This is a genomic window from Bradyrhizobium sp. B039 (genome assembly GCF_038965675.1).
GTDB lineage: Bacteria > Pseudomonadota > Alphaproteobacteria > Rhizobiales > Xanthobacteraceae > Bradyrhizobium > Bradyrhizobium diazoefficiens.
This window is the reverse complement of record NZ_CP152416.1, coordinates 1,084,001-1,104,862: the sequence shown is the minus strand read 5'-3', so window position 1 is coordinate 1,104,862 and position 20,862 is coordinate 1,084,001. Positions and strand designations below refer to the sequence as shown.

The following is a 20,862-nucleotide window of genomic DNA, read 5'->3' as shown; positions in this document are numbered from 1 at the left end:
AGCGCCTCAACCGGAACCGCCGATGACATGGGTGGAAACGACAAAGCTGACGCCCTCATTGAGGTGACAAGAAAAGATTGGAGCGTTCAGCGCAACTTCTTCTTGGACCGGTCAAATCGCCGGGACCTCTGATTTATGACACCTCCCGCACCGGAATGCAGCCGGGGGGAACCGGAAAATCGCCAACTGTGGCTAACTGGTGATAGGATGACCAATCGCCGCGTCGGCGTGGAGTAAGGTTACCTCCGGCTCGAAATTTGCATTCCGGTACCGGCAAGCTATCATTGACGATAGAGAATATCGTTCTTTTTTCAGGCGTTTAAGAATTGCAGGGGCGCACGCAGCGATCGGATCCGCGAGCCGCCCGCGACCCAGAATAAGGCCAGAGTGCTGCCATGAGTACTGAAGGCCCGACCACATCGTCGGTCGAACCGCCGCCCCGGCGCCCCAAGGTGATCAAGACCAATCAGCAGCAGGTCCTGCTGTACGTCGTGCTGACCCTGCTGCTGTCGCTTGCCACCGTCTGGGCCGGCCGCGCGCTGGTGCACAATTCGGAGACGATGACCTTTGCCGTCGGCGCACCCAACAGCGACGAGGCGCTGTTCGCGGCCAAGCTCGCCGCACTCCTGAAGAACAACGCCTCGCGCTTCCGCATCAAGATCGTCAACAACCCTGACAATGCCAAGGCGCTTGCCCAGTTCGACCGCAAGCAGGCCGACCTCGCCGTGCTGCGCACCGACGCCAAGGTCCCGCTGCGGGCGCGCACGCTCGCGATCCTCGAGCACGACCTCGTGCTCCTGCTTGGACCCGGCAACAAGAAGATCAAGTCGCTTGCCGAGCTGAAGAAGAAGAAGGTCGCAGTCCTCGCCGAGAACGAGTCCTCGCTTGCCTTCGTCCGCCGCATCCTCGACATCCCCGACGGTCCGGACGCCGCCAGGATACAGATGGCGCCGCAGGGCGCAACACTCGACAAGCTGCTTGCGCCGGGAAACGGCTTCGGTGCGGTGATCGCCATCGTCCACGCCTCGAAAGCGGTGCGGGACAAGGCCTATGAGCAGGTCGCCAAACGCGGCGGCTTCACGCTCAACGCAATCGACGAGACCAAGGCGCTGGCGCGCAAATTCCCCGGCATTGCAGACGAGACGCTGACGGCGGGGACGCTGTCGGTCTCGCCTGAAATTCCCGACGACGATCTCGAAACGATCGGGCTGGAATGGCTGCTGGTCGCGCAATCCAGGATGTCGGCGGCCACGGCGGGCGAACTCGCGCGCACCGTCTACGAGAACAAGTCGGCCCTCGGGCTCGACAGCGGCTTCGCCAGCAGGATCGAGCCGGCCTCGGTCGAGAAGGACGCCTATGTGATGGCGCATCAGGGCGCGGCCGATTACATCAACGACGACACCAAGTCGTTCATGGATAAATACAGCGACCTGATGTATCTCGGCGCCGCGGCGCTCAGCGTCATCGGCTCGATCTTCGCCGCCATCTACGCCAAGATCACCCGGATCGCACCGGAGAAGGCCAGCGAGCTCTCCACCGCCATCCTCGACATCGGCGAGCGCATCGAGCACGCCCACTCCCTGGATCAGCTCGAATGTCTCCAGGACGAGCTGGAAGGCATCCTGCGCGGCGCGGTCATCGGCCTCCGGGACGGCACGATCAGTACCGACGGGCTCGACACCTTCAAGCTCGGCTACGAATTCGTCCGCGACGAGATCGGCATGCGTCGCGACTACCTGAAGCGCCATGCCGGCGAGATCGACGAGACCGCCCAGGATGCCGGCCCTCCCCAGCACGACGACAGCAACGTTGTGGTGGTCAAGACCGCGCAGAGCGCTTGACCCGCCCACCTGGCACTCTCGGGGCAGGCCGGGCGGACGTCTTCCGGGAGGATCAACCGCCGGAACTCGGGAACCCTCCCCATCCGCAACCATTGGTTTCCGGATACAACCAGAGAACGCGCCATGCGTACACTCCTCATGATCTTCCTCGTGGGAATGCTGGCAGCGGTTGGCTATTTCGCTTATTCCGCGATGGCGGTCGAAGGCGAGCCGATCCCGACGGAAGGCTATGTGGCTCTCGCGCTGGGGGCGGGATTTTCCGTCGTCGTGGGCATCGGCCTGATGGTCCTGCTGTTCTTCAGCAGCCGCCGCGGCTACGACGAGCCGCCGCATTTCAGGTAGCGGCGGGACCGGCTGCCGCCCCCCGCCTTCGTCTTCCCATTTGCCGCGGCCCGCGCCCGTCGTTGACGGCCTCGGCCCGGGCAGGCACTTTGACACCGAGGTCCCAGCCGGGACCGCAAAAGCCAAGACTGCTGAAGCGAAGACCGCTAAAGCCAAGACCGCTAAAGCCAAGACCGAGCCACCTTCCCGCATGTTCAAGCCGCTGATCTCCGCTCTGGCCCAGTTCGTGGCCGCCACGGCCGGCCGCAACATGACCAAGGCGGCCTATGTTGCGGTCGGCGTCGGCCTGCTCAGCATGGTGCTGCTGACGGTTGGCCCGGCCTATGAGACGGCGCCCCGCTGGGTCGATGCCCTGCTCTGGGCCTGCCTCGCCTATTTCGTGTTCGAATGGGTCGTCCGGCTGCGCCACATGAGGCGAACCGAGCGCCTTGCGCTCTACATGTCCTCCTCCGCCGGCATCGTCGATGCGATCGGAGCACTGGCCGTGCCGGTCGCGCTGGTTCTCGGCGTCGAGCTTCGGACGGCCTGGCTGCTCAGCGTGCTCTGGGTGCTGAAGGTGGTGCCGGGCATTCCGGGCCTGCGCCAGCTCCGCCGCGTCCTGGTGCTGGAATCGGGACCGCTGGTCAGCGTGCTCGTGATCTTCCTGATGGTGGTTTTCCTCGCCTCCGTCGCCGAATATTTCCTGGAGCGGGACGTGCAGCCTCAGACCTTCGGCAGCGTGCCGGCGGCGCTGTGGTGGGCGGTGGTCACCTTGACGACGACCGGCTATGGCGACGTCGTGCCGGTGACGCCTCTGGGGCGCATGGTGGCGGCGCTGGTGATGATCTCCGGCCTCGGCGTGTTCGGTCTCTGGACCGGTATCCTGGCAACCGGCTTTGCCGCGGAGACCCGGCGCGACAATTTCCTCAAGACCTGGGAATCCGTCAGCAAGGTGCCGTTCTTTGCGGCGCTTGGACCGGCGGCCATCGCCGACGTCACCCATATGCTGCGGACCATGGAGCTGCCGGCGCGCACCATGATCATCCGCAAGGGCACGCAGGGCGACTGCATGTATTTCATCGCTGCCGGCGCGGTCGAGGTCGACCTGCCCGGCAAGAAGGTTCAGCTCGGCGAAGGCGCCTTCTTCGGCGAGATGGCGCTGCTCGGCAACAACATGCGCGGCGCCAACGTCTCGACCACGAAGGTGTCGCGGCTCCTGGTGCTCGATCTCGTCGATTTCCGCGTGCTGATGGCGCGGCATCCCGACCTCGCCGAGACCATCGACGCCGAGGCGAAACGACGCACGCTCGAAAACAGGTAAAGGGAGACAAGAATGTCGGATATAGCCGACGCAGCCTCTGGCCCCGTGCTCGAACGCGACGGCGCGCGGGCCACCATCCGCCTCAATCGTCCCAAGCATCTCAACCGGCTCCAGGCCGAAGATCTTGGCGAACTCGTCAAACTGTTCGACCGGATCGAAGCTGATCCCGCGATCCGCGTGCTGGTGCTGACCGGGACCGGGCGCGCCTTCTCGGCGGGTTATGATCTGAATTCGGTCGCCGAGCGCGCGGTGAGCGCAAGCGAGCAGCAGAGCGCGGGCTCGGCCTTCGAAGTGGTCGTCAACCGGCTGGAGGATCTCGGCGTGCCGACCATCTGCCGGCTCAATGGCGGCGTCTATGGCGGCTCGACCGACCTCGCGCTCGCCTGCGATTTCCGCATCGGCGTCGACACCGCCGAGATGTTCATGCCGGCGGCGCGGCTCGGGCTGCACTATTACCGGAGCGGCATCAAACGCTACGTGACGCGGCTCGGCGTCGACAATGCGAAAAGGCTGTTTTTGACCGCGCAAAAGATCAGCGCGCCGGAGATGCTGCGGATCGGCTATCTCACCGCCATGGTGGCGGTGGAATTCCTCGACGAGGAGGTCGACAAGCTTGCCGGCGTCCTCGCCGGCAACGCGCCACAGGCGATGCGCGGCATGAAGCGCGCCATCAACGAATTCGCCCGCGGCGAATTGGATGAACAAGCCGCCGACCAGCGCCACCGCGACAGCATGCGCGGCGACGAGATCAAGGAAGGCATCAAGGCGTTCGCGGAAAAGCGGCCGCCAAAATTCTGATCACGCCCGCTTCGACCGCATCGCGCGCACCTGCGTGAGCTTGGGATCGCGGACGAGCGCTTGGTAGCGTTTGCTGTCGACGGCGTAAATCGCGATCCGGCCCTCACTGTCGGCATGAACGCCCCAGCCAAAACGCTTGCCCAGGCTCGATGCCCTCATGCACGCCTGCCCCCGGGAGAAGAACGCTTCACGAGCCGCACGCATCTCTGTCTTCGTCGCCTTCACATCGAGCTCGCGTCCGGGCGCAGACGTCGCGAAGATCACGTCGTCGGACGTGTGTTTGTAGGGTGCCTTGGCGATCATCTCGTATTGCAGGGACGCCACCGTCGGCTTTCCCGCGCGCAGCGGCGGCTCCTCGCCAGTATGCGCCGGACAGTCTTCAGCGACCCGGATGAAGGTGTTGAAGCAGTTGGTCGTGTGAATTGTCATCTGCAACCCTGGATCATTCAACCGCCAGCAGCCGCAGCATGCTGCGCCGCCATCTCGTCATCTGCCGCATTGATCCGCTGGAACGCTGGCCGTGACGTCATCCGCTCGGCATAGCGGACGAAGACGTCCTTTTTCGGCACGATGCCGAACATCATCGTCCAGCTGAACGCGACGCCCCATAGCACGTCTGCTGCTGTCATGCGCTCGCCGAGCAGATACGGCCCCTTCGACAATTGCGCCTCGAGCGCACCCAGCATGGTGTCGTAATCGGCATAGGGCGATTGCGTGATCGGTGCCGGCTCGCGCTGCATGAACTTGTCGATTAAAGCCGGCTCGAACGATGCGCCGTAATAGGCGATCCAGCGCAGATAGGGGCCGCGCAGCGGATCGTCCAGCGCGGGCGTCAATCCCGCCTGCGGAAACAGGTCGCCGAGATAAATGGTGATGGCGACCTGCTCGGTCACCAGCGCATCGCCGTGGCGGATCGCCGGCACCTTGCCGAGCGGGTTGATCGCGAGATAGGCGCCCTGCCGCTGCTCGCCGGCCTTCATGTTGAGGACATGGAGATCGTAGGGCGCCCCCAACTCCTCCAGCAGCACCCGCGTGCCGGTGGCGCGGCTTTGCGGCGAGTAATACAGCGTGATGCGGTTCGGATCGGTCATGGCAGGTCTCCTCGGGCGCCGTCTGGCGATGCGCACCTTGTAGCGGACCATACCTGACATCCTGTGTCAGGTATGGTTTAAGGGGTCATGCGCGCGAGCCGGATGCTGTCGATCCTCACCACCCTCCAGGCCAGGGGGCAAGTCACCGCGCCCGAGCTCGCGCAAGCCTGCGAGGTGTCGGTGCGCACGATCTATCGCGACATCGACGCGCTCGCGGCATCGGGCGTCCCTGTTTATGCCGACCGCGGCGCGGAGGGCGGCTACCGCCTGCTCGACGGCTATCGCGTGCGGCTGAACGGCCTGTCGCAGAACGAGGCGGAAGCGCTGTTCCTGACCGGTTTGCCGGGGCCGGCGGCAGCACTCGGGCTGGATGCGGCAATGATCGCCGCGCAGAACAAGCTGATGGCGGCACTGCCCGCCAACCTGCGCGCGGACGCCGGGCGGATGCAGGAGCGTTTTCACCTGGACGCTCCCGGCTGGTTCGGCGAGGCGGAAGAACCAAAGCACCTGCGCACGATTGCCGGTGCGGCCCTGCGCGGGACGCTGATCAAGATCCGCTACCAGAGCTGGCGCGCCGAAAAGCAGCGCCGCGTGGCGCCGCTCGGGCTCGTGCTGAAGGGCGGCGGCTGGTATCTCGCAGGGCAGGTCGACGGCAGCGTGCGCACCTATCGTGTCGCGCGCGTGCTCGATTGCACGGCGCTCGACGAGCGCTTCGATCGTCCCGCCGATTTCGATCTCGCCGCCTATTGGCAGGCCGCCACGCTGCGCCTCGAGGCCGAGATGCATCCGAATGTCGCGATCGTGCGGCTGTCGCCGTTCGGCGTGAAACTGCTCGACGCGCTGAGCCAGCCTTACGTCCGGGCGCGCACTCAGATCGAGGACGCCGCCGACGCAGACGGCTGGCGCGTTGCCAGGGTGCCGACCGGCAAGACGTCATGGCACGCCGCGGCCGAATTGCTGCGGCTCGGTCCCGAGGCCGAGGTGCTGGAGCCTGCCGATCTCCGCGAGAAGATGGCCGAGCTGACGCAGGCCATGGCCGCGCGCTATCGTGCGGCGCGGAAAGCATGACGGCGGCGCAACTCGCCGCAGCCGACGAAACAATCCTGAAACACGATTCCCGGCCCGCGCCGTGAACGCATTCGCGTTTCGACCCGACGGAGATGCAGGGACACAACAACGGCCTCGCGCCATACTGGAGAATGAAGATGTTTCGTAAGCTTGCACTCGGTCTGATCGCTGCCGGCTCGCTCGGCGTTGCCGCTCTCGCGCCCAGCGCCGCTTCGGCCCACGGCTTTCACCATCACTGGGGTCCCGGCTGGGGCTTTGGCGGAATCTACGTCAACACCGGCGTCAACAACTGCTACCAGGAGCGCGTCGTCCAGACCCGCCACGGCCTGCGTGTCCGCGTCGTGAATGTCTGCGCCTACGGAATCTACTGATATCTCGCGCCGTCGACAAAGCCCCGATCGCTCCGCGATCGGGGTTTTGCATTTGCCTAGCCGGCCTGCCGCTGCCGGCGAAACCAGGCCCAGGTCTCGCGCGTCGTCGCGATATAGCCGCGGCCGCGATAGACGATCTCGCCGTCGACGATCTCGTTCAGCTTCGGCAGCGCGTGGAAGGGTATCGAGGGATAGGCGTGATGCTCGACGTGGTAGGGCATGTTCCACGCGAACCATTTGACGAGCGCGCCGGTGTAGGTGGTGCGCGTGTTCTGGAAGGCGCTGCGGGTGCGGTCGCAGCCGGTGTGCTCGGCATAGAGATAGGGCCGCAGGAAGAACTGCCCGATGACAAGCGGCACGATCCAGACCCAGAGCAGCAGCGCCGAGGAGAACCACAGCGAGAGCGCGAGCAGGAGCGCGTAGAGCGCAGCATAGGCGCGCGCCTCGCGCACGATGATGGCGCGCTTGTTTTCGGGAATCCAGGGCACGGTGACCTTGCCGGTCACGGCGTGGCCGAGCATCAGCCAGAGGCGGCCGGCGACCTGGAGCAGGCCGCTATAAGCGAGCGCCAGCTGCGTATCGGATTTCGGCTTCACGCCGACGATCAGCTCCGGGTCCTTCTCAGGATCCTGGGTGTAGCGGTGATGGTCCCAGTGAAACAGGCAGTAATATTCGTAAGGTTGTCCGATGATGAAGCCCGAAGGATAGCCGACCGCAAGGTTGAGGCCACGGCTCCTGAACGCGGTCTTGTGCGCGGTCTCGTGCAACGCCATGAACAGGAAGGCGACGAAATAGCCCTGCACCGCCATCAGCGGCAGGGCCCATAACACGCCCCAGGCCGAAGAGACCTTCCAGACCAGCGCGCCGACCAGCACGACCAGGCCGTAATGGCTGAGGCTTTTCGCGGTCCCCCTGAGATCGGAGCGCACCGACAATTCACGCAGCATCGCCGGCGTGAGCGGCTTCAGGCGGTGGCCCGGCTCTGAAACGGTTGCGTCAGTCATGATCGGATGCCTGTCTTACTTGCTGAGGAGCTGTGCGATCTCGGCCCTGATGAAGGCCTGGTCGGGTGGATTGTTGACGGGATTTCCGGCGCGATGGCCGTGCAGCGACGGGATCGGATGCAGCACCGCCGATTTTGCGTTGACCAGCCGACCGAGTTCGTCCTCGTTGTCGCGGACGTCGAAATAGCGGTCGGTGGCGCCCGGCATCAGCAGCATGTGCGCCTTGATCGCGGCGAGCGCCCGATCGAGATCGCCGCCGAATGCGGCGCAGCGGCTGATATCGCCGCTCTGCCAGATGCCAATCTGCGCCAGCAGGTCGTTGGCATCGCGCCGCGCGAACGTCGCGTCCCAGCCACGGACGAGATAGTCCTCAAGCGAGCTGAAACCGGCCTCGCGCCAGAGCTCGTCGCGATAGAAGCCGTGCGACATCGCCCAGCCGGCATAGACGCGCCCCATGGCGCGGTAGCCGACGGTGGGCTTCTCGACGAAACGGCCGTTACGGAAGGCGGGATCGCCGGTCAGCGCGGCCTTCACGCTTTCGAGGAAAACATGATTATAGGGCGCGCAGCGCGCACTGCCGCAGACCACCGCGGCGCGCTCGACCATATCGGGATGAGATGCCGCCCAGTGATAGGCCTGCATGCCGCCCATCGACCAGCCATAGACCAGCGCGAGCTTCGAGATGCCGAAGCGCCCGGTGAGAAGGCGATGCTGGACCGCGATGGCGTCGTGGTAGGTCGGCTCGGGGAACGGGCCAGCCGTGTTCGAGGGCGAGGACGACAGGCCGTTGCCGAACAGATTCGGGATGATGATGAAGTAGCGTTCGGGATCGAGCACGCCGCCGGACCCGATCAGCCATTCGGTGTCGTAATGCTGCGCGCTGAACGAGGTCGGGTAGAGGATGACGTTGTCTTTGGCCGGGCTCAGCGTGCCGTACGTCTTGTAGGCGAGCGTCATCGAGGGGAAGATGGCCCCGGACTGGAGCGTGACGTCGCCGGCCTCGAAGGTCTCATAGTCGCGCTGCGCCGTCATGCGTTCAACTCCGCTCACGCGGTCGCAGAACGCGCCGCTGAAATGGCGATGCATCGATCATGCCGGGCCGCTCACGCATCATTGCGTCACGCTTAATAACTGTACGAATAGTACATATATTAGCAGGTGGCAAGATGTATCTGGCCGGTTCGCCGGCTCAAGCGATGGCCGCCAGATAGCGCGCGACCGACGCCGCGAATGCGGCCTTGGCCCCCGCGGCGATGTTGCGCCCCCACCAGGCGCCGTAGATGCGATCGAAGGCGAGCGGCTCGACCGCGGCCGCGATCCGCCGCACCGCAGCGGCATTGAGCGGCATGTAGTTCGGATAGGAATACATGAAGCTGACGAAGCGGCGGTCCATCGTCACCTGCGCGATGTCGCCGGTGAGCAGCGCGCCCCTGCCGTCCGCGCCCTGCCGCCAGTGCAGCATGGTGGCGCCGGCGAAATGGCCGCCGCTGCGCAGCAGCACCACGTCGTCGGAGATGCGATGGCTGTCGCCGGTCCAGTGCACGATCGAGGCATGCGGCCGCGTCACCCATTGGCGGTCATCCGCGTGCAGATAGACCGGGATGCCGCCGAAAGCCTCGCTCCAGTCGGCGAGCGCGCCATAATAATGCGGATGTGAGATCGCGATTGCCTGCAGTCCACCGAGCGAGCGGACCTGCGCGATCGCCTCCGGCGTTGCCAGCGGCACGCAGTCCCACATCACGCAGCCGTCTGCGCGCGGCACGAGCAAGGCGCGCTGGCCGATGGCGAAGCTCGGCTCGAGTGCAAGGCCGGTCAGGCCGAGATCGTCGCGACAGATCAGGCGATGGCTTTCCGCCAACGCCTCGCGGGTGAGGAAGGTCTGCCCTTTCCAGTTCACGAATTGCCGTTCGTCCTCGCAGATCGGACAGGACGCAGGAGGTCTTTCGCTGGCCGGGAATTGCGCGCCGCAGGTTTCGCAGGTCCAGAGGGACATGGCTCGTGATCCAGGATGTCACGCTTCAAATATGGACGGGAGATCGACGACGGCAAGAACCCCGCAAGCGGGAAAGGCGAAGCCCCCTCACGTCCCGAAATTCTTCTGGATCGCCTTGTCGAGGGTCTCGCCGCCGACGAAGCGCTCGCGCAGCTCGCGCTTGAGCAGCTTGCCGCTCGGATTCTTGGGCAGCGCGTCCACGAAGATGACCCGCTTGGGCACCTTGAAATGCGCCATCTGGCCGGCGCAGTGCTTGATGACGGATTCTTCGTCGAGCGTCTCGCCGCTCTTGACCACGACGATCGCGGTGACCGCCTCGATCCAGCGCGGATCGGGCAGCCCGACGACGGCAACCTCCGACACCGCCGGGATACGATACACCATCTCCTCGACCTCGCGGCTCGCGACGTTCTCGCCGCCGGTCTTGATCATGTCCTTGACGCGGTCGACCACGGTGATGTGACCCTCGCCATCGACGGTAGCGAGATCGCCGGAGTGAAACCAGCCGCCGGAGAACGCGGCCGCCGTCTTGGCGGGATCGTTGTAATAGCCGGACAAGAGGTGCGGCGAGCGGTGCACGATCTCGCCGACCTCGCCGACCTTGACGTCCTCCATCGCCGTATTGACCACGCGCGTCTCGACGTTCAGCACCGGCTTGCCGGCCGAGCCGGCCTTGCGCAGCTGGTCCTCGGGCCGCAGCACGGTCGCGAGCGGCGCGATCTCGGTCTGGCCGTAGAAGTTCCAGAATTTAACGGCGGGCAGACGGCGCTGAAGCTCGAGCAAGACTTCCACCGGCATGATCGAGGCGCCGTAATAGCCCTTCTGCAAGGTCGACAGGTCGGTCTTGTCGAAATTGGGCGAGCGCAACATCGCGATCCAGATCGTTGGCGGCGCGAAGAACGACGTGATCCTGTGCGCCTGGATCAGCGCCAGGATGTTGTCGGCAGTCGGCTTTCCCGTAATCACGCCGGAGGCGCCGAGATAGACTTGCGGGCCAAGGAACACGTCGAGCTGGGCGCAATGATAGAGCGGCAGCGCGTGCAAGAATTTATCGTCCACACTCATGCCGCCGTCGATGATGCAGCTGACATACTGCCACATCACGGCTTCATGGGTCAGCATCGCCCCTTTGGGCAGCGACTCCGTACCGCTGGTGTAGACGATCTGCGCGAGGTCGCGGCTGTCGACGGACGCCTCCAGGAACGAGCCGTCGGCATGAAGCAGATCGTCGAAGGTGGTGAGGCCGGCGGGCGCGGTGGCGGGATCCTCGCCCGGGAGCCAGATCATCTTCTCGACCGCACAGTCCTTGGCCGAGGCCGCTCGCGCGGGCTCGACGAAATCAGGCCCGGTCGCAAGCAGCTTTGCGCCGGAGCTCTTCAGGATGAAATTGATCTCATCCGGATTGAGCATGAAGTTGATCGGCACCAGCACCGCGCCGATCCGCGCCACTGCGAAGCGGAGCGCGGCAAAGGCATGGGAGTTGCGCGAGAGCACGGCGAGACGATCGCCCTTTTTGACGCCGAGGCCGAGCAGGCCGCGGCCGAACCGGTTGCAGATCGCGTCCATCTCGGCGAACGTCCAGCTCACGCCGCCGCAGCTTATCGCGAGCTTACCCGGATCGCGGCCCGCCGAACGGCGCAGGAGATCGCCGATGGAATGCTCGCGCGCTTTCGAGATGGTGGCTGCGGTGTCGCTGGACATTTCTATTCCCCAAGATTTGCAATTTGCGCGAAGCGTAGTCGGCGCTGTCGACTGCGTCAAATTGCCTGCGCGCCGGCGTCATGACGCAAGAATTGCCCCTTCGCCGGGGCAATCTAATCTGGCGCGCCAACTACAAAGATCGGGGGAAATGTCATGTATCGGATCGCACGCGCCGCCCTTGCGGCCGGGCTGTTGTCTGCGCTTTTCATCAATCCGTCGCCCGCCCAGCAGACCCCGCTCAAGATCGGCGTGCTCTCCGACTTCTCCTCGGTCTATTCCGACATCGGCGGTATGGGGAACGTCGAGGCCACCAGGATGGCCATCGAGGATTTTGGCGGGCAGATGTTCGGCAAGCCGATCGACATGGTCTCGGCCGACGTGCTCAACAAGCCCGACGTCGCCTCCACCATCGCCCGCAAATGGTGGGAGACCGAGGGCGTCGACATGATCATCGACCTGCCGACCTCGGCCACCGCGCTCGCCGTGATGGAGCTGTCGAAGCAGTACGAGAAGATCATGATCGTGACGGATGCGGCGAGCTCCGACATCACCGGGAAATCCTGCTCGCCCTACACCGCGCACTGGACCTACGACACCTATGCCAACGCCCACACCGTCGGCAGCGCCATCGTCAAGAACGGCGGCGACACCTGGTTCTTCCTCACCGCCGACTACGTGTTCGGCCATTCGGTCGAGCGCGACACCGGCGAGGTGGTGAAGACCGCCGGCGGCAAGGTGCTCGGCAGCGTCAAGCATCCGCTCAACACCGCCGACTTCTCGTCCTTCCTGCTCCAGGCCCAGGCCTCCAAGGCCAAGATCATCGGGCTTGCCAATGGCGGCGGCGACACTATCAACGCGATCAAGCAGGCCGGCGAGTTCGGCATCGTCGCCGGCGGCCAGAACCTGGCGGCGATCGTGATGTTCATCTCCGACGTGCACAGCCTGGGGCTGAAGCTCGCGCAGGGGCTGATCATCACCGAGGCCTATTACTGGGACTTCAACGACAAGACCCGTGCCTTCGGCAAGCGCTTCCTTGAGCGCGTCAAGCGGATGCCGACGATGAACCAGGCCGCGACCTACAGCGCGACGCTGCATTACCTCAAGGCCGTGCAGGCCGCCGGCACCAGGGACACCAAGACCGTGATGGCCAAGATGCGCGAGCTGCCGGTGAGGGATGCCTTCACCGACAACGGCAGCTTGCGCGAGGACGGCCGCATGGTCCACAGCATGTACCTGTTCCAGGTGAAGAAGCCCGAGGAATCCAGGGGTCCGTGGGACTATTACAAGCTGCTCGCCGAAGTCCCGGCCGACCAGGCCTTCCGGCCGCTGAAGGACGGCGGCTGCCCGCTGCTGAAGTAGCGCTTTGCGCGCATCGGGGACCTGCCTTCCGTCGCGGGGCGGGTCCACGACATTGCATTGCACGGAAAAAACGAGCGAGCGCTCTCTCAGAAAATTCTGGTCCGCCCCCTTTCCCGACGGCCACTCTCTGCGCTAGGAATGACGACAAGGGTGTAGAGCCCACGCCTGGATCAACAACAACGCCAAAAAATCCGGGAAGAAATTTGGGGAGGCAGCGTGAATCTCGCGCGCCGACGACCTTGGACGAACGCGTTCTCGACGGAAGCGCTGTGCACGCGCATTCTGGAACGTCACCGCGACTCAATCCGCGTCCAGAAGCCACGTCTTGCCGTCGCAAATCTCGCGCGTATCATCGGCGCAACCCTCACCCTCTCCAACAAGCAGGGCTTTCACGCCACGACGCTGCGCCAGCTCGCGGAGGCCTCCGGCCTCAGCATGGGCGGCCTCTATACGTATATCGACAGCAAGCCCAGGCTCCTGTCGATGATCCTCGGCGAGGTCGCGGCAACGGCGACCGAGGTTCTGACGGCGCCTCCCGACGACGTCAGGAATGACGCCCACAGGCACCTCGACTGGATCATCGCGACCCATATCCGCATGAGCGAGGCGATGCAGCCCTGGTTCGTCTTCGCCTTCATGGAGGCGAAGTCCTTTCCGCCGGCGGAACGTCAGCGCGCGATCGACATGGAAGCCATGACCGAGAAGATCATCGCCGACGTCCTCAGGCAGGGCGTCGCCAGCGGCGCCTTCACGATCGACCATGTCGGGCTCACGGCGTCGTTGATCAAGCCGCTGCTGCAGGACTGGTACGTCAAGCGCGCCAAGTACCGCAAACGCGGCACGTCGATCGACGGATACATCGATGGCGTCGGCAACTTCGTGAGCGCCGCCTTGTCGAGTGGCACCCGCGCCAACGCGCGCACGTCCGCCAGGGCACGCTCGCGGCCAAAGCAGATGGCGCACCCATAGTCCGCAGGAAGGGCCAGGCGATGAAGCGTTTCCGGTTCAATCAGCAAGAGATCGTCTTCGCCGTCTTCGCGCTGCTGTTCCTGGTATTCTCGATCTTCCTGCGCGGCTTTCTCACCCCGGAGAACATGCTGACGCTGCTCCAGAACGTCTCCGTGCTCGGCATCCTCGGCCTTGCCATGGCGATCGTCGTGATCGGGCGCGGCATCGACATCTCGCTGATCGCCGCGCTCGCCGTGCCGCCGGGGCTGGTCTTGCAGATGGTGCAGAACGGCCACTCGCTGCCGGCCTCGCTCCTGACCGCCGTGCTGCTGACGATCGCCTTCGGACTCGTCAATGGCTGGCTGATCGCCTACGCCGAGGTTCCTTCGTTGTTCGCGACGCTCGCGACCGGCCTGCTCCTCGCCGGTCTCGGGCAGGCCGCATTGTTCCAGCTCGACGTCGTGCAGTGGAGCCCCGGCATGGACGGCTTCGAGCGGCTCGGACAGGGCACGATCCTCGGCATCCCGACGTCGATCATCATGTTCGCGATCGCCTGCATCGTGGTGGCTTTCCTGCTGCGCCAGACGCGCTGGGGCGCCTATATCTATGCGATCGGCGACAACCCTTTCGCCGCGCGCGTCACCGGCATTCCCTCCCGCCCGATCATCGTCCTGCAATATGTGATCGCCGCCCTGATCGGCTGCTTCGCCGGCCTCGTGTTGGCGGCATCCGTCAACTCGATGCCGACCCGCATCTTCAACTCCACGCTCATCTACGATGTCATTCTGGTCGTCGTGCTCGGCGGCATCGGGCTATCGGGCGGCCGCGGCGGCGTCCTGAACGTCGTGATCGGCACGCTCCTGATCGGCACGATGCTCAACGGCATGACCATCATGGACATCTCCTACGCCGGGCAGAATCTCATCAAGGGCGTGGTTCTGCTGCTCGCCGTCATCACCGATTCCTTCCTCAATCCGCGCAACGAGGAGACGGCGCAGCAGGGCGACATCTGACCGACCCAACGAGATAACGACAACCACAACCAAGGAGGAAGCAATGAAGCATCTCGGCAGCCCGACAAGGGCCATCGTTGCAGCACTGGGCCTTGCGGCCATGACCGCACCGGCTTTGGCCCAGCAGGGCCTGGACGAGCCGTTCCAGAAGCCGTTCAAGGAAGCGCTGGCCGGCAAGACCGTGGCCTATGTTCCGGTCGCGATGAACTTCGACCTCACCGAGGGCTGGTATGCCGGCCTGAAGAAGGAGCTCGAGCCGCTCGGCGTCAAGTTCGTGATCCGCGACGCCAACTGGAACACCAATGCCGGCGCGCAGGCCGTCACCTCGCTGATCTCGGAGAAGCCGGCGGTGATGGTGGTGCATAATCCGGACGTGCAGACCTATGCCAAACTGCTCCAGCGCGCCGAGAACGAAGGCATCTACGTCATCCAGATCAACATGGGCTCTGCCTATCGGAGCTCCGCCTTCGTCGGTGCCAACTGGGTCGAGATCGGCGAACGCCAGACCGAAGGCGTGGTCAAGGCCTGCGAAGGCAAATCGAACAAGATCGCGATCATCCAGGGCGCGCTGTCGGCGGCCGCCAGCGCCTATACGCTCAAAGGCGTCGAGAACGTGCTCGCCAAGCATCCCGAGATCAAGGTGGTGTCGAGCCAGGCCGCCGATTGGGACGCCGCCAAGGCCAAGGCGATCACGCAAACGGTGCTGAAGCAGAACCCCGATCTCTGCGGCATCGTCGGCTTCTGGGACGGCATGGATATCGGCACCGCGGCGGCCGTGAAGGAAGCCGGGCTCACCGGCAAGGTATTCCTGGCCACCTCGGGCGGCGGCGAACGCAAGGGCGCGTGCGAACTGGTGAAGTCGGGCGCGTTCGATCTCAACATGAGCTACGACGTGCCGACCCAGGCGGCACAGATGGCAGGCACGATCAAATGGCTGCTGTCGTCGGGCGTCAAGCCCGGCTCCGTCAAGGGCTCGGAATACACCACGCTGATTCCGATCACCAAGGAGAACGCCGACAGCCAGACCGCCTGCTGGAATCTCAGCGACCTCAAGAAATAGTTCGACGCTGACGCTCGAGGTCCCCTGGGCCGTTGCGGTCTCGGGGGCCTCGCTCCCAACATCTTCCATGCCCCGCCGGAATGCCGATGCGCGACACCCTGACAAGCCTGCGTTACCGCTACTGGCCCGATCATCTGCTCGGCGAAATCCTGTCCAAGCGATGGACCGAGACGGCCATCCCGGTCATCCTGCTGCTGATCGTCGGCCTCGCGCTCAGCCGGTCCATCGACAATTTCCTGTCGCCGGCGAGCCTTGCCGACACCGCGCGCCAGGCCGGAGAGATCGGCTTCATCGCGCTCGGGCTGGCGCTGGTCGTCATCGTCGGCGGCATCGATCTGTCCGTCGGTTCGATCTTCGCACTGACGGATTTCTGCGCGCTCTATCTGCTCGACGTGCTGGGCTGGCCGGTCCCGGCGGTGGTGGCCGCCACGCTGCTCTGCGGTGCGCTGCTCGGCGCCGTCAACGGCGTCCTGATCGGTTATCTGCGGCTGCGCGCCTTCATCACCACGCTGATCACCCTGATCATCTACCGCTCGGCCTACGACCTCCTGATCCAGCGCTACTCCAACGCCATCGCTTCGGCCTTCCCAGACATCCCGTCCTGGGACTTCATCGGCGGCGGCAGCATCTTCGGCATCCCGACCGTAGCGCTGGTCTATATCGTCATCGCCATCTTCGGCCATATCTTCATGACGCGGCTGCGGCCGGGCTGGCATATCACCGCGATCGGCGGCTCGCGCCGCTCGGCGTACAATTCCGGCATTCCCGTCCGTCGCACGATCGCGCTCTGCTACGTCGCAAGCGGCGTGCTGACCAGCATCGGCGCGCTGTTCTTCGCCTCCCGGCTCGGCACCGTCGGCGGCGACATCGGCGTCGGCCTCGAGGTGATCGTGCTGACCGCGACGGTGCTGGGCGGCATCACGCTCGGCGGCGGCAAGGGCTCGGTCGCCAAATCCGCGGTCGGGGTCCTGATCGTGCTCCTGATCACCAATGGTCTCACGACCATGAACGCGCGCGGCGGCGTCAACCGGATGGCGCTCGCCGGCATCCTGCTCGTCGCCGCGATGGTCGACATCCGCTGGCAGAAGAATCGGACGCGCATCATCAGCAAGGTCTACGTCGCCCCGACCTACCACGCGCTGCCGCCGCCTCCCCCGACCGAGATCGGGCAGGGCGGCCCGTTCGAGCAGAACGACAAGTTGCGCGACGTCGAATTGATCGGCCTTGGCCGCATCGAGGCGCCGGAGGACGTCATCCTCGATCGCCACGACAACCTCTATGCGGGCTCGCGCCACGGCGACATCGTCCGCTTCCTCGCGCCCGACTATCAGAAGATGGAAGTATTCGCCCATATCGGCGGCCAGCCGCTCGGCATGGCCTTCGATCGCGAGGACAATCTCTACATCTGCATCGGCGGCATGGGGCTCTATCGCATCAAGCCCGATGGCACCGTGGAAAAGGCGACCGACGAGACCAACCGCAGCATGCGTTCAGTCAACGACGACAGCCGCCTTCGGCTCGCCGACGACCTCGACATCACCGACGACGGCCTCATCTTCTTCTCCGAGGCGACCGTGCGCTACGAGATGGACGAGTGGCCGATCGATGGCCTCGAGGCGCGGGGCAACGGCCGCATCATCTGTTACGACACCAGGACCGGCGCGACACGGACGGAATTGCGCGGCCTCAAATTTCCCAACGGCATCTGCGTGGCCAGCGACGGCCAGTCGATCCTGTTCGCCGAGACCTTTGGCTGCTCGATCAAGCGCTATTGGTTCGCAGGACCGAAGAAGGGCGCGGTCGAGGTGGTGATGGACAACCTCCCCGGCTACCCCGACAACATCAACCTCGCCTCCGACGGCAATTACTGGCTGGCGCTGGTCGGCATGCGCAGCCCTTCGCTCGACCTCGCCTGGAAGATGCCCGGCTTTCGGCGTCGCATGGCCAAGCGTGTGCCGGTCGACGAGTGGCTGTTCCCCAACATCAACACGGGCTGCGTGGTCAAGTTCAACGAGCAGGGCAAGATCCTCGAATCGTTCTGGGACCTGCGCGGTGAAAACCATCCGATGATCACCTCGATGCGCGAGCATCGCGGCTACCTCTATCTCGGCGGCATCGCCAACAACCGGATCGGCCGCTACAAGCTCGACAACGCCGATCCCGACTTCGTCCAGTATGACAAGCGGTGGGGGAAGCTGTCGTGATCGCAGCCGTCAGGGAATTCGCCAACCGCTTTCTCGGGCGCGGCGAAGCCACCATCACGGTGCCGTCCTTCGACGGTGCCTTGAAGCCCAACCAGAAGCTGGAAGCCGCCGACACCTTGCTGACGTGCCAGGCGCCGGAGGACCTCGCCACCGATGGCCGCAACCTCTTCATTGCGGACGGTCCGCGACTGATGTGCCTGAATGGCGGCTCGCCCTCGGAGATCCGCACCTTCGATCGGCCGATCTCGGCGTTGTGTGTCCTTCCCGAAGGCGGCCTTGCCGTGGCGCTCGGGGGACGCGAGGTGCGTCTCTATGCAAGCCCTTCGGCCGAACAGCCAAGCGTGACGTTCACCGACGCCGCCTTCAATGCCGTCAACGCGCTCGCGCCAGCGGGCGACAACACGCTGATTGCGACGGACGGCTCGGCGACATGCGGCGTCGACGACTGGGCGCGCGACCTGATGGAGCTCAACCGGAGCGGCCGCGTGTTCAGGCTGGATCCCGGCAGCAAATCCGTGACGGCGCTGGCCCAGGGGCTCGGCCATGCCTTCGGCGCCTGCGCGCATGGCAACGGCGTGCTGGTCAGCGAGAGCTGGCGCCACCGCCTCGTTCTGGTGACGCCGGGCGCATCGCCCCGGATCGTGCTCGCCCACCTGCCCGTCTATCCGTCGCGACTGACAAGAGCCGCGGGCGGCGGCTACTGGCTCACCGCCTTCACCGCGCGCACCCAGCTCATCGAGTTCGTGCTGCGTGAGCCGGCCTATCGCCGCCGCATGATGACGGAGATCGATCCGGCGTATTGGGTTGCCCCGCGCCTGCGCTCAGGCCTCTCGTTCAAGGAGCCGATGCAGGGCGCGCACATCAAGACCATGGGCGTCATCAAGCCGTGGGCGCCGCCGCGATCCTACGGACTCGTCATCCGTCTCAACCCCGATGGCCAGCCGCTCTATTCGCTGCACAGCCGGGTTGACGGCGTCAATCACGGAATCGTTGCGGCCATCGAGATGGGCGACGACCTCGTCCTGATCGCCAAGGGACCTGGCCGTGTCCTGCGACTGCCGCTGGCCGGCCTTGCCGAGGAGTTTTGCCAATGAGCGACATCATGCTCTCGCTGCGCAAGGCGACAAAACTCTACGCCGGCGTTCCCGCCATCGACGGGGTCGACTTCGACCTGCGCCGCGGCGAGATCCACGCGCTGGTCGGCGAGAACGGTGCCGGCAAGTCGACGCTCACCAAGGTCATGGCCGGCGTGGTGACGCTGACCTCGGGCGCCATGACGGTCGACGGCGCGGACGTCGCACCGAGGACGCCGCTGGAGGCACGCAATCTCGGCATCGCCATGGTGTTCCAGGAGAACAGCCTGGTGCCGACCATGACGGTGGCGCAGAATTTATTCCTCGGGCAGGAGAAGTTTTATAACCGCTTGCGCGGAATCTACATCGCCGCGCAGCAGTTTCTGCAATCGCTCAATTTCGACGTCACGCCGACCGCCACGGTCAGCGGTCTCGGCGCGGCCAAGAAGCAGATGGTTGAGATCGCGCGCGCGGTTCTGCACCGCGCCAAGGTCATCATCTTCGACGAGCCGACCGCGTCGCTGACGCCGGAGGAGAAGAAATACTTCTTCGACCTCGTCCGCGACCTCAGGAAGCGCGGGGTCTCGATCGTCTTCATCTCACATGCCCTGGAAGAGGCCCTGCTGCTCGCCGACCGCATCACGGTCCTGCGCGACGGCAAGCATGTCGTGACCGACGACGCCGCCAGGTTCGACCGCGCCGCGATCGTACAGGCCATGGTCGGCCGCGACCTGTCGAACACGCTCTACGGCGCACGCAAGCGCGGCGTGCGGCCGGCCGGCGCGCGCGTGCTCACGGTGCAGAATTTGAAGATGGCGCCGATGGTGAAGAACAATTCGCTGTCGGTGTTCGCAGGGCAGATCACCGGCGTATTCGGCCTCGTCGGGGCCGGCCGCACCGAGACGTTCAAGATCGTCTCCGGCGTGCTGAAGCGCGACTTCTTCCACGGCGGCGAGATCCTGCTGCACGACAAGCCGGTGCGCTACCGGGTGCCGGCACCGGCGGTCAAGGCCGGCATCGCCTATGTCACCGAGGATCGCAAGGTCGAGGGCTTCTTCGAGACGTCCTCGATCGCGCGCAACATCTATCTCGGGCTTCTGTCGAAGTTTCCCAAGGGCCGCATGATGCTGTCGCGGCGGGAAACCGCGACCATCGGCAAGACCTGGATCGAGAAGCTCGGGGTTCGCGCCATCGGCGACCACGGCAAGGTGGTCGAGCTGTCCGGCGGCAATCAGCAGAAGGTCGTGATCGCCAAATCGCTGGTGCAGGAGCCCGACCTGATCATCTTCGACGAGCCGACCCGCGGCGTCGACGTCGGCGCCATCGTCGAGATCCACGAGCTGATCAACCAGCTGGCCGACGAGGGCAAGGCCGTCGTGGTCATCTCGTCCTATTTGCCCGAGATCATGGCGCTCTCCGACCGCATCCTGGTCTCACGCCAGGGCAAGGTCGTGGAGGAATTCTCCGCGCTGGACGCGACGGAGGAAAGGATCATGTACGCGGCGATCCACTAGGCGTCGCCAGAGCGCTCGGGGCCAGCCGACTGCCTGAACCTTGGGCAGAGGCAACGGTCGCGCAATCTGATCTGCATCAAGTTGCGCTGCAAAAATCGCGGCAATGTTGGACCAGCTTCGGCTGCGCGGCTTCCACCTCGGAGATATCCGTAGCGGCCGGACCTTTGTGTCTCAACATGTGG

The 20,862-nt window shown here is 64.9% G+C and carries 19 protein-coding genes; 13 read left to right on the top strand and 6 right to left on the bottom strand.

What is annotated here, in order from left to right:
• The first annotated feature begins 395 nt into the window (after window positions 1–395).
• The 4 genes from AAFG50_RS05080 (at window position 396) to AAFG50_RS05065 (ending at window position 4,281) form a co-directional block, all read left to right on the top strand.
• Complete coding sequence (locus tag AAFG50_RS05080) at window positions 396–1,841, top strand: TAXI family TRAP transporter solute-binding subunit (protein ID WP_028173783.1); 1,446 nt, start codon at window positions 396–398, stop codon at window positions 1,839–1,841.
• Between the two features lie 123 nt (window positions 1,842–1,964).
• Window positions 1,965–2,183 carry a hypothetical protein gene (locus tag AAFG50_RS05075; RefSeq protein WP_028173782.1) on the top strand — a complete coding sequence of 73 codons (219 nt, stop codon included), beginning with the start codon at window positions 1,965–1,967 and terminating at the stop codon, window positions 2,181–2,183.
• 190 nt (window positions 2,184–2,373) lie between these two features.
• Window positions 2,374–3,483, top strand: coding sequence for a cyclic nucleotide-gated ion channel (locus AAFG50_RS05070; protein WP_011090580.1), 1,110 nt, complete (start codon window positions 2,374–2,376; stop codon window positions 3,481–3,483).
• A gap of 12 nt (window positions 3,484–3,495) precedes the next feature.
• Window positions 3,496–4,281 carry an enoyl-CoA hydratase/isomerase family protein gene (locus tag AAFG50_RS05065; protein ID WP_028173781.1) on the top strand — a complete coding sequence of 262 codons (786 nt, stop codon included), beginning with the start codon at window positions 3,496–3,498 and terminating at the stop codon, window positions 4,279–4,281.
• Here the strand turns inward: AAFG50_RS05065 and AAFG50_RS05060 are convergent, their stop codons facing one another.
• Window positions 4,282–4,710 carry a DUF6157 family protein gene (locus tag AAFG50_RS05060; RefSeq protein ID WP_028173780.1) on the bottom strand — a complete coding sequence of 143 codons (429 nt, stop codon included), beginning with the start codon at window positions 4,708–4,710 and terminating at the stop codon, window positions 4,282–4,284.
• Window positions 4,711–4,727: 17 nt separating this feature from the next.
• Window positions 4,728–5,372 (bottom strand): glutathione S-transferase family protein, encoded by a 645-nt coding sequence (locus AAFG50_RS05055; protein ID WP_028173779.1) that lies wholly within the window; start codon window positions 5,370–5,372, stop codon window positions 4,728–4,730.
• Between the two features lie 87 nt (window positions 5,373–5,459).
• On the opposite strand from AAFG50_RS05055, the gene AAFG50_RS05050 reads away from it, so the two are divergent.
• Together AAFG50_RS05050 and AAFG50_RS05045 are read left to right on the top strand one after the other, a co-directional pair.
• Window positions 5,460–6,440 (top strand): YafY family protein, encoded by a 981-nt coding sequence (locus AAFG50_RS05050; RefSeq protein WP_028173778.1) that lies wholly within the window; start codon window positions 5,460–5,462, stop codon window positions 6,438–6,440.
• Window positions 6,441–6,577: 137 nt separating this feature from the next.
• The gene (locus AAFG50_RS05045; protein WP_028173777.1) at window positions 6,578–6,811 is read left to right on the top strand and encodes a hypothetical protein; all 234 of its coding nucleotides are present in this window, start codon (window positions 6,578–6,580) and stop codon (window positions 6,809–6,811) included.
• 56 nt (window positions 6,812–6,867) lie between these two features.
• Here AAFG50_RS05045 and AAFG50_RS05040 read toward each other — a convergent pair whose 3' ends face one another.
• The 4 genes from AAFG50_RS05040 to AAFG50_RS05025 all read right to left on the bottom strand — a co-directional run bounded on the left by AAFG50_RS05040 (window position 6,868) and on the right by AAFG50_RS05025 (window position 11,509).
• Window positions 6,868–7,815 (bottom strand): fatty acid desaturase, encoded by a 948-nt coding sequence (locus AAFG50_RS05040; RefSeq protein ID WP_028173776.1) that lies wholly within the window; start codon window positions 7,813–7,815, stop codon window positions 6,868–6,870.
• A 15-nt stretch (window positions 7,816–7,830) separates the two neighbouring features.
• Window positions 7,831–8,847, bottom strand: a complete 1,017-nt coding sequence (locus tag AAFG50_RS05035; RefSeq protein WP_028173775.1) for an alpha/beta fold hydrolase — start codon at window positions 8,845–8,847, stop codon at window positions 7,831–7,833.
• 157 nt (window positions 8,848–9,004) lie between these two features.
• A complete protein-coding gene (locus AAFG50_RS05030; RefSeq protein WP_028173774.1) occupies window positions 9,005–9,808 on the bottom strand; it encodes an MBL fold metallo-hydrolase in 804 nt (267 codons plus the stop codon).
• 87 nt (window positions 9,809–9,895) lie between these two features.
• Window positions 9,896–11,509, bottom strand: a complete 1,614-nt coding sequence (locus AAFG50_RS05025; RefSeq protein ID WP_028173773.1) for an acyl-CoA synthetase — start codon at window positions 11,507–11,509, stop codon at window positions 9,896–9,898.
• Window positions 11,510–11,662: 153 nt separating this feature from the next.
• Between AAFG50_RS05025 and AAFG50_RS05020 the strand changes: the two genes are divergently transcribed.
• The 7 genes from AAFG50_RS05020 (at window position 11,663) to AAFG50_RS04990 (ending at window position 20,680) form a co-directional block, all read left to right on the top strand.
• Entirely contained in the window at window positions 11,663–12,868 is a 1,206-nt protein-coding gene (locus tag AAFG50_RS05020) for an ABC transporter substrate-binding protein (protein WP_028173772.1), read from the top strand.
• 216 nt (window positions 12,869–13,084) lie between these two features.
• Window positions 13,085–13,837 carry a TetR/AcrR family transcriptional regulator gene (locus AAFG50_RS05015; protein WP_028173771.1) on the top strand — a complete coding sequence of 251 codons (753 nt, stop codon included), beginning with the start codon at window positions 13,085–13,087 and terminating at the stop codon, window positions 13,835–13,837.
• A 20-nt stretch (window positions 13,838–13,857) separates the two neighbouring features.
• The gene (locus AAFG50_RS05010; RefSeq protein WP_011090591.1) at window positions 13,858–14,829 is read left to right on the top strand and encodes an ABC transporter permease; all 972 of its coding nucleotides are present in this window, start codon (window positions 13,858–13,860) and stop codon (window positions 14,827–14,829) included.
• A 43-nt stretch (window positions 14,830–14,872) separates the two neighbouring features.
• Window positions 14,873–15,889: a sugar ABC transporter substrate-binding protein gene (locus tag AAFG50_RS05005; RefSeq protein ID WP_028173770.1), complete on the top strand. Its 1,017-nt coding sequence runs from the start codon at window positions 14,873–14,875 to the stop codon at window positions 15,887–15,889.
• 80 nt (window positions 15,890–15,969) lie between these two features.
• Complete coding sequence (locus AAFG50_RS05000; protein WP_028173769.1) at window positions 15,970–18,093, top strand: SMP-30/gluconolactonase/LRE family protein; 2,124 nt, start codon at window positions 15,970–15,972, stop codon at window positions 18,091–18,093.
• Window positions 18,090–19,187, top strand: coding sequence for a hypothetical protein (locus tag AAFG50_RS04995; protein ID WP_028173768.1), 1,098 nt, complete (start codon window positions 18,090–18,092; stop codon window positions 19,185–19,187). The genes AAFG50_RS05000 and AAFG50_RS04995 overlap by 4 nt, the downstream gene beginning before the upstream one ends.
• Entirely contained in the window at window positions 19,184–20,680 is a 1,497-nt protein-coding gene (locus tag AAFG50_RS04990) for a sugar ABC transporter ATP-binding protein (RefSeq protein ID WP_028173767.1), read from the top strand. Before AAFG50_RS04995 ends, AAFG50_RS04990 begins: the two co-directional genes overlap by 4 nt.
• Window positions 20,681–20,862: the final 182 nt, after the last annotated feature.

Bases quoted from the DNA above. Each gene is read 5' to 3' on its own strand.
- AAFG50_RS05050 (WP_028173778.1), top strand. From the start codon at position 5,460: ATGCGCGCGAGCCGGATGCTGTCGATCCTCACCACCCTCCAGGCCAGG.
- AAFG50_RS05060 (WP_028173780.1), bottom strand. From the start codon at position 4,710: ATGACAATTCACACGACCAACTGCTTCAACACCTTCATCCGGGTCGCT.
- AAFG50_RS05035 (WP_028173775.1), bottom strand. From the start codon at position 8,847: ATGACGGCGCAGCGCGACTATGAGACCTTCGAGGCCGGCGACGTCACG.
- AAFG50_RS05065 (WP_028173781.1), top strand. From the start codon at position 3,496: ATGTCGGATATAGCCGACGCAGCCTCTGGCCCCGTGCTCGAACGCGAC.
- AAFG50_RS04990 (WP_028173767.1), top strand. From the start codon at position 19,184: ATGAGCGACATCATGCTCTCGCTGCGCAAGGCGACAAAACTCTACGCC.
- AAFG50_RS05055 (WP_028173779.1), bottom strand. From the start codon at position 5,372: ATGACCGATCCGAACCGCATCACGCTGTATTACTCGCCGCAAAGCCGC.
- AAFG50_RS05000 (WP_028173769.1), top strand. From the start codon at position 15,970: ATGCCGATGCGCGACACCCTGACAAGCCTGCGTTACCGCTACTGGCCC.
- AAFG50_RS05075 (WP_028173782.1), top strand. From the start codon at position 1,965: ATGCGTACACTCCTCATGATCTTCCTCGTGGGAATGCTGGCAGCGGTT.
- AAFG50_RS05025 (WP_028173773.1), bottom strand. From the start codon at position 11,509: ATGTCCAGCGACACCGCAGCCACCATCTCGAAAGCGCGCGAGCATTCC.
- AAFG50_RS05005 (WP_028173770.1), top strand. From the start codon at position 14,873: ATGAAGCATCTCGGCAGCCCGACAAGGGCCATCGTTGCAGCACTGGGC.
- AAFG50_RS05040 (WP_028173776.1), bottom strand. From the start codon at position 7,815: ATGACTGACGCAACCGTTTCAGAGCCGGGCCACCGCCTGAAGCCGCTC.
- AAFG50_RS05080 (WP_028173783.1), top strand. From the start codon at position 396: ATGAGTACTGAAGGCCCGACCACATCGTCGGTCGAACCGCCGCCCCGG.
- AAFG50_RS05045 (WP_028173777.1), top strand. From the start codon at position 6,578: ATGTTTCGTAAGCTTGCACTCGGTCTGATCGCTGCCGGCTCGCTCGGC.
- AAFG50_RS05020 (WP_028173772.1), top strand. From the start codon at position 11,663: ATGTATCGGATCGCACGCGCCGCCCTTGCGGCCGGGCTGTTGTCTGCG.
- AAFG50_RS05010 (WP_011090591.1), top strand. From the start codon at position 13,858: ATGAAGCGTTTCCGGTTCAATCAGCAAGAGATCGTCTTCGCCGTCTTC.
- AAFG50_RS05070 (WP_011090580.1), top strand. From the start codon at position 2,374: ATGTTCAAGCCGCTGATCTCCGCTCTGGCCCAGTTCGTGGCCGCCACG.
- AAFG50_RS05030 (WP_028173774.1), bottom strand. From the start codon at position 9,808: ATGTCCCTCTGGACCTGCGAAACCTGCGGCGCGCAATTCCCGGCCAGC.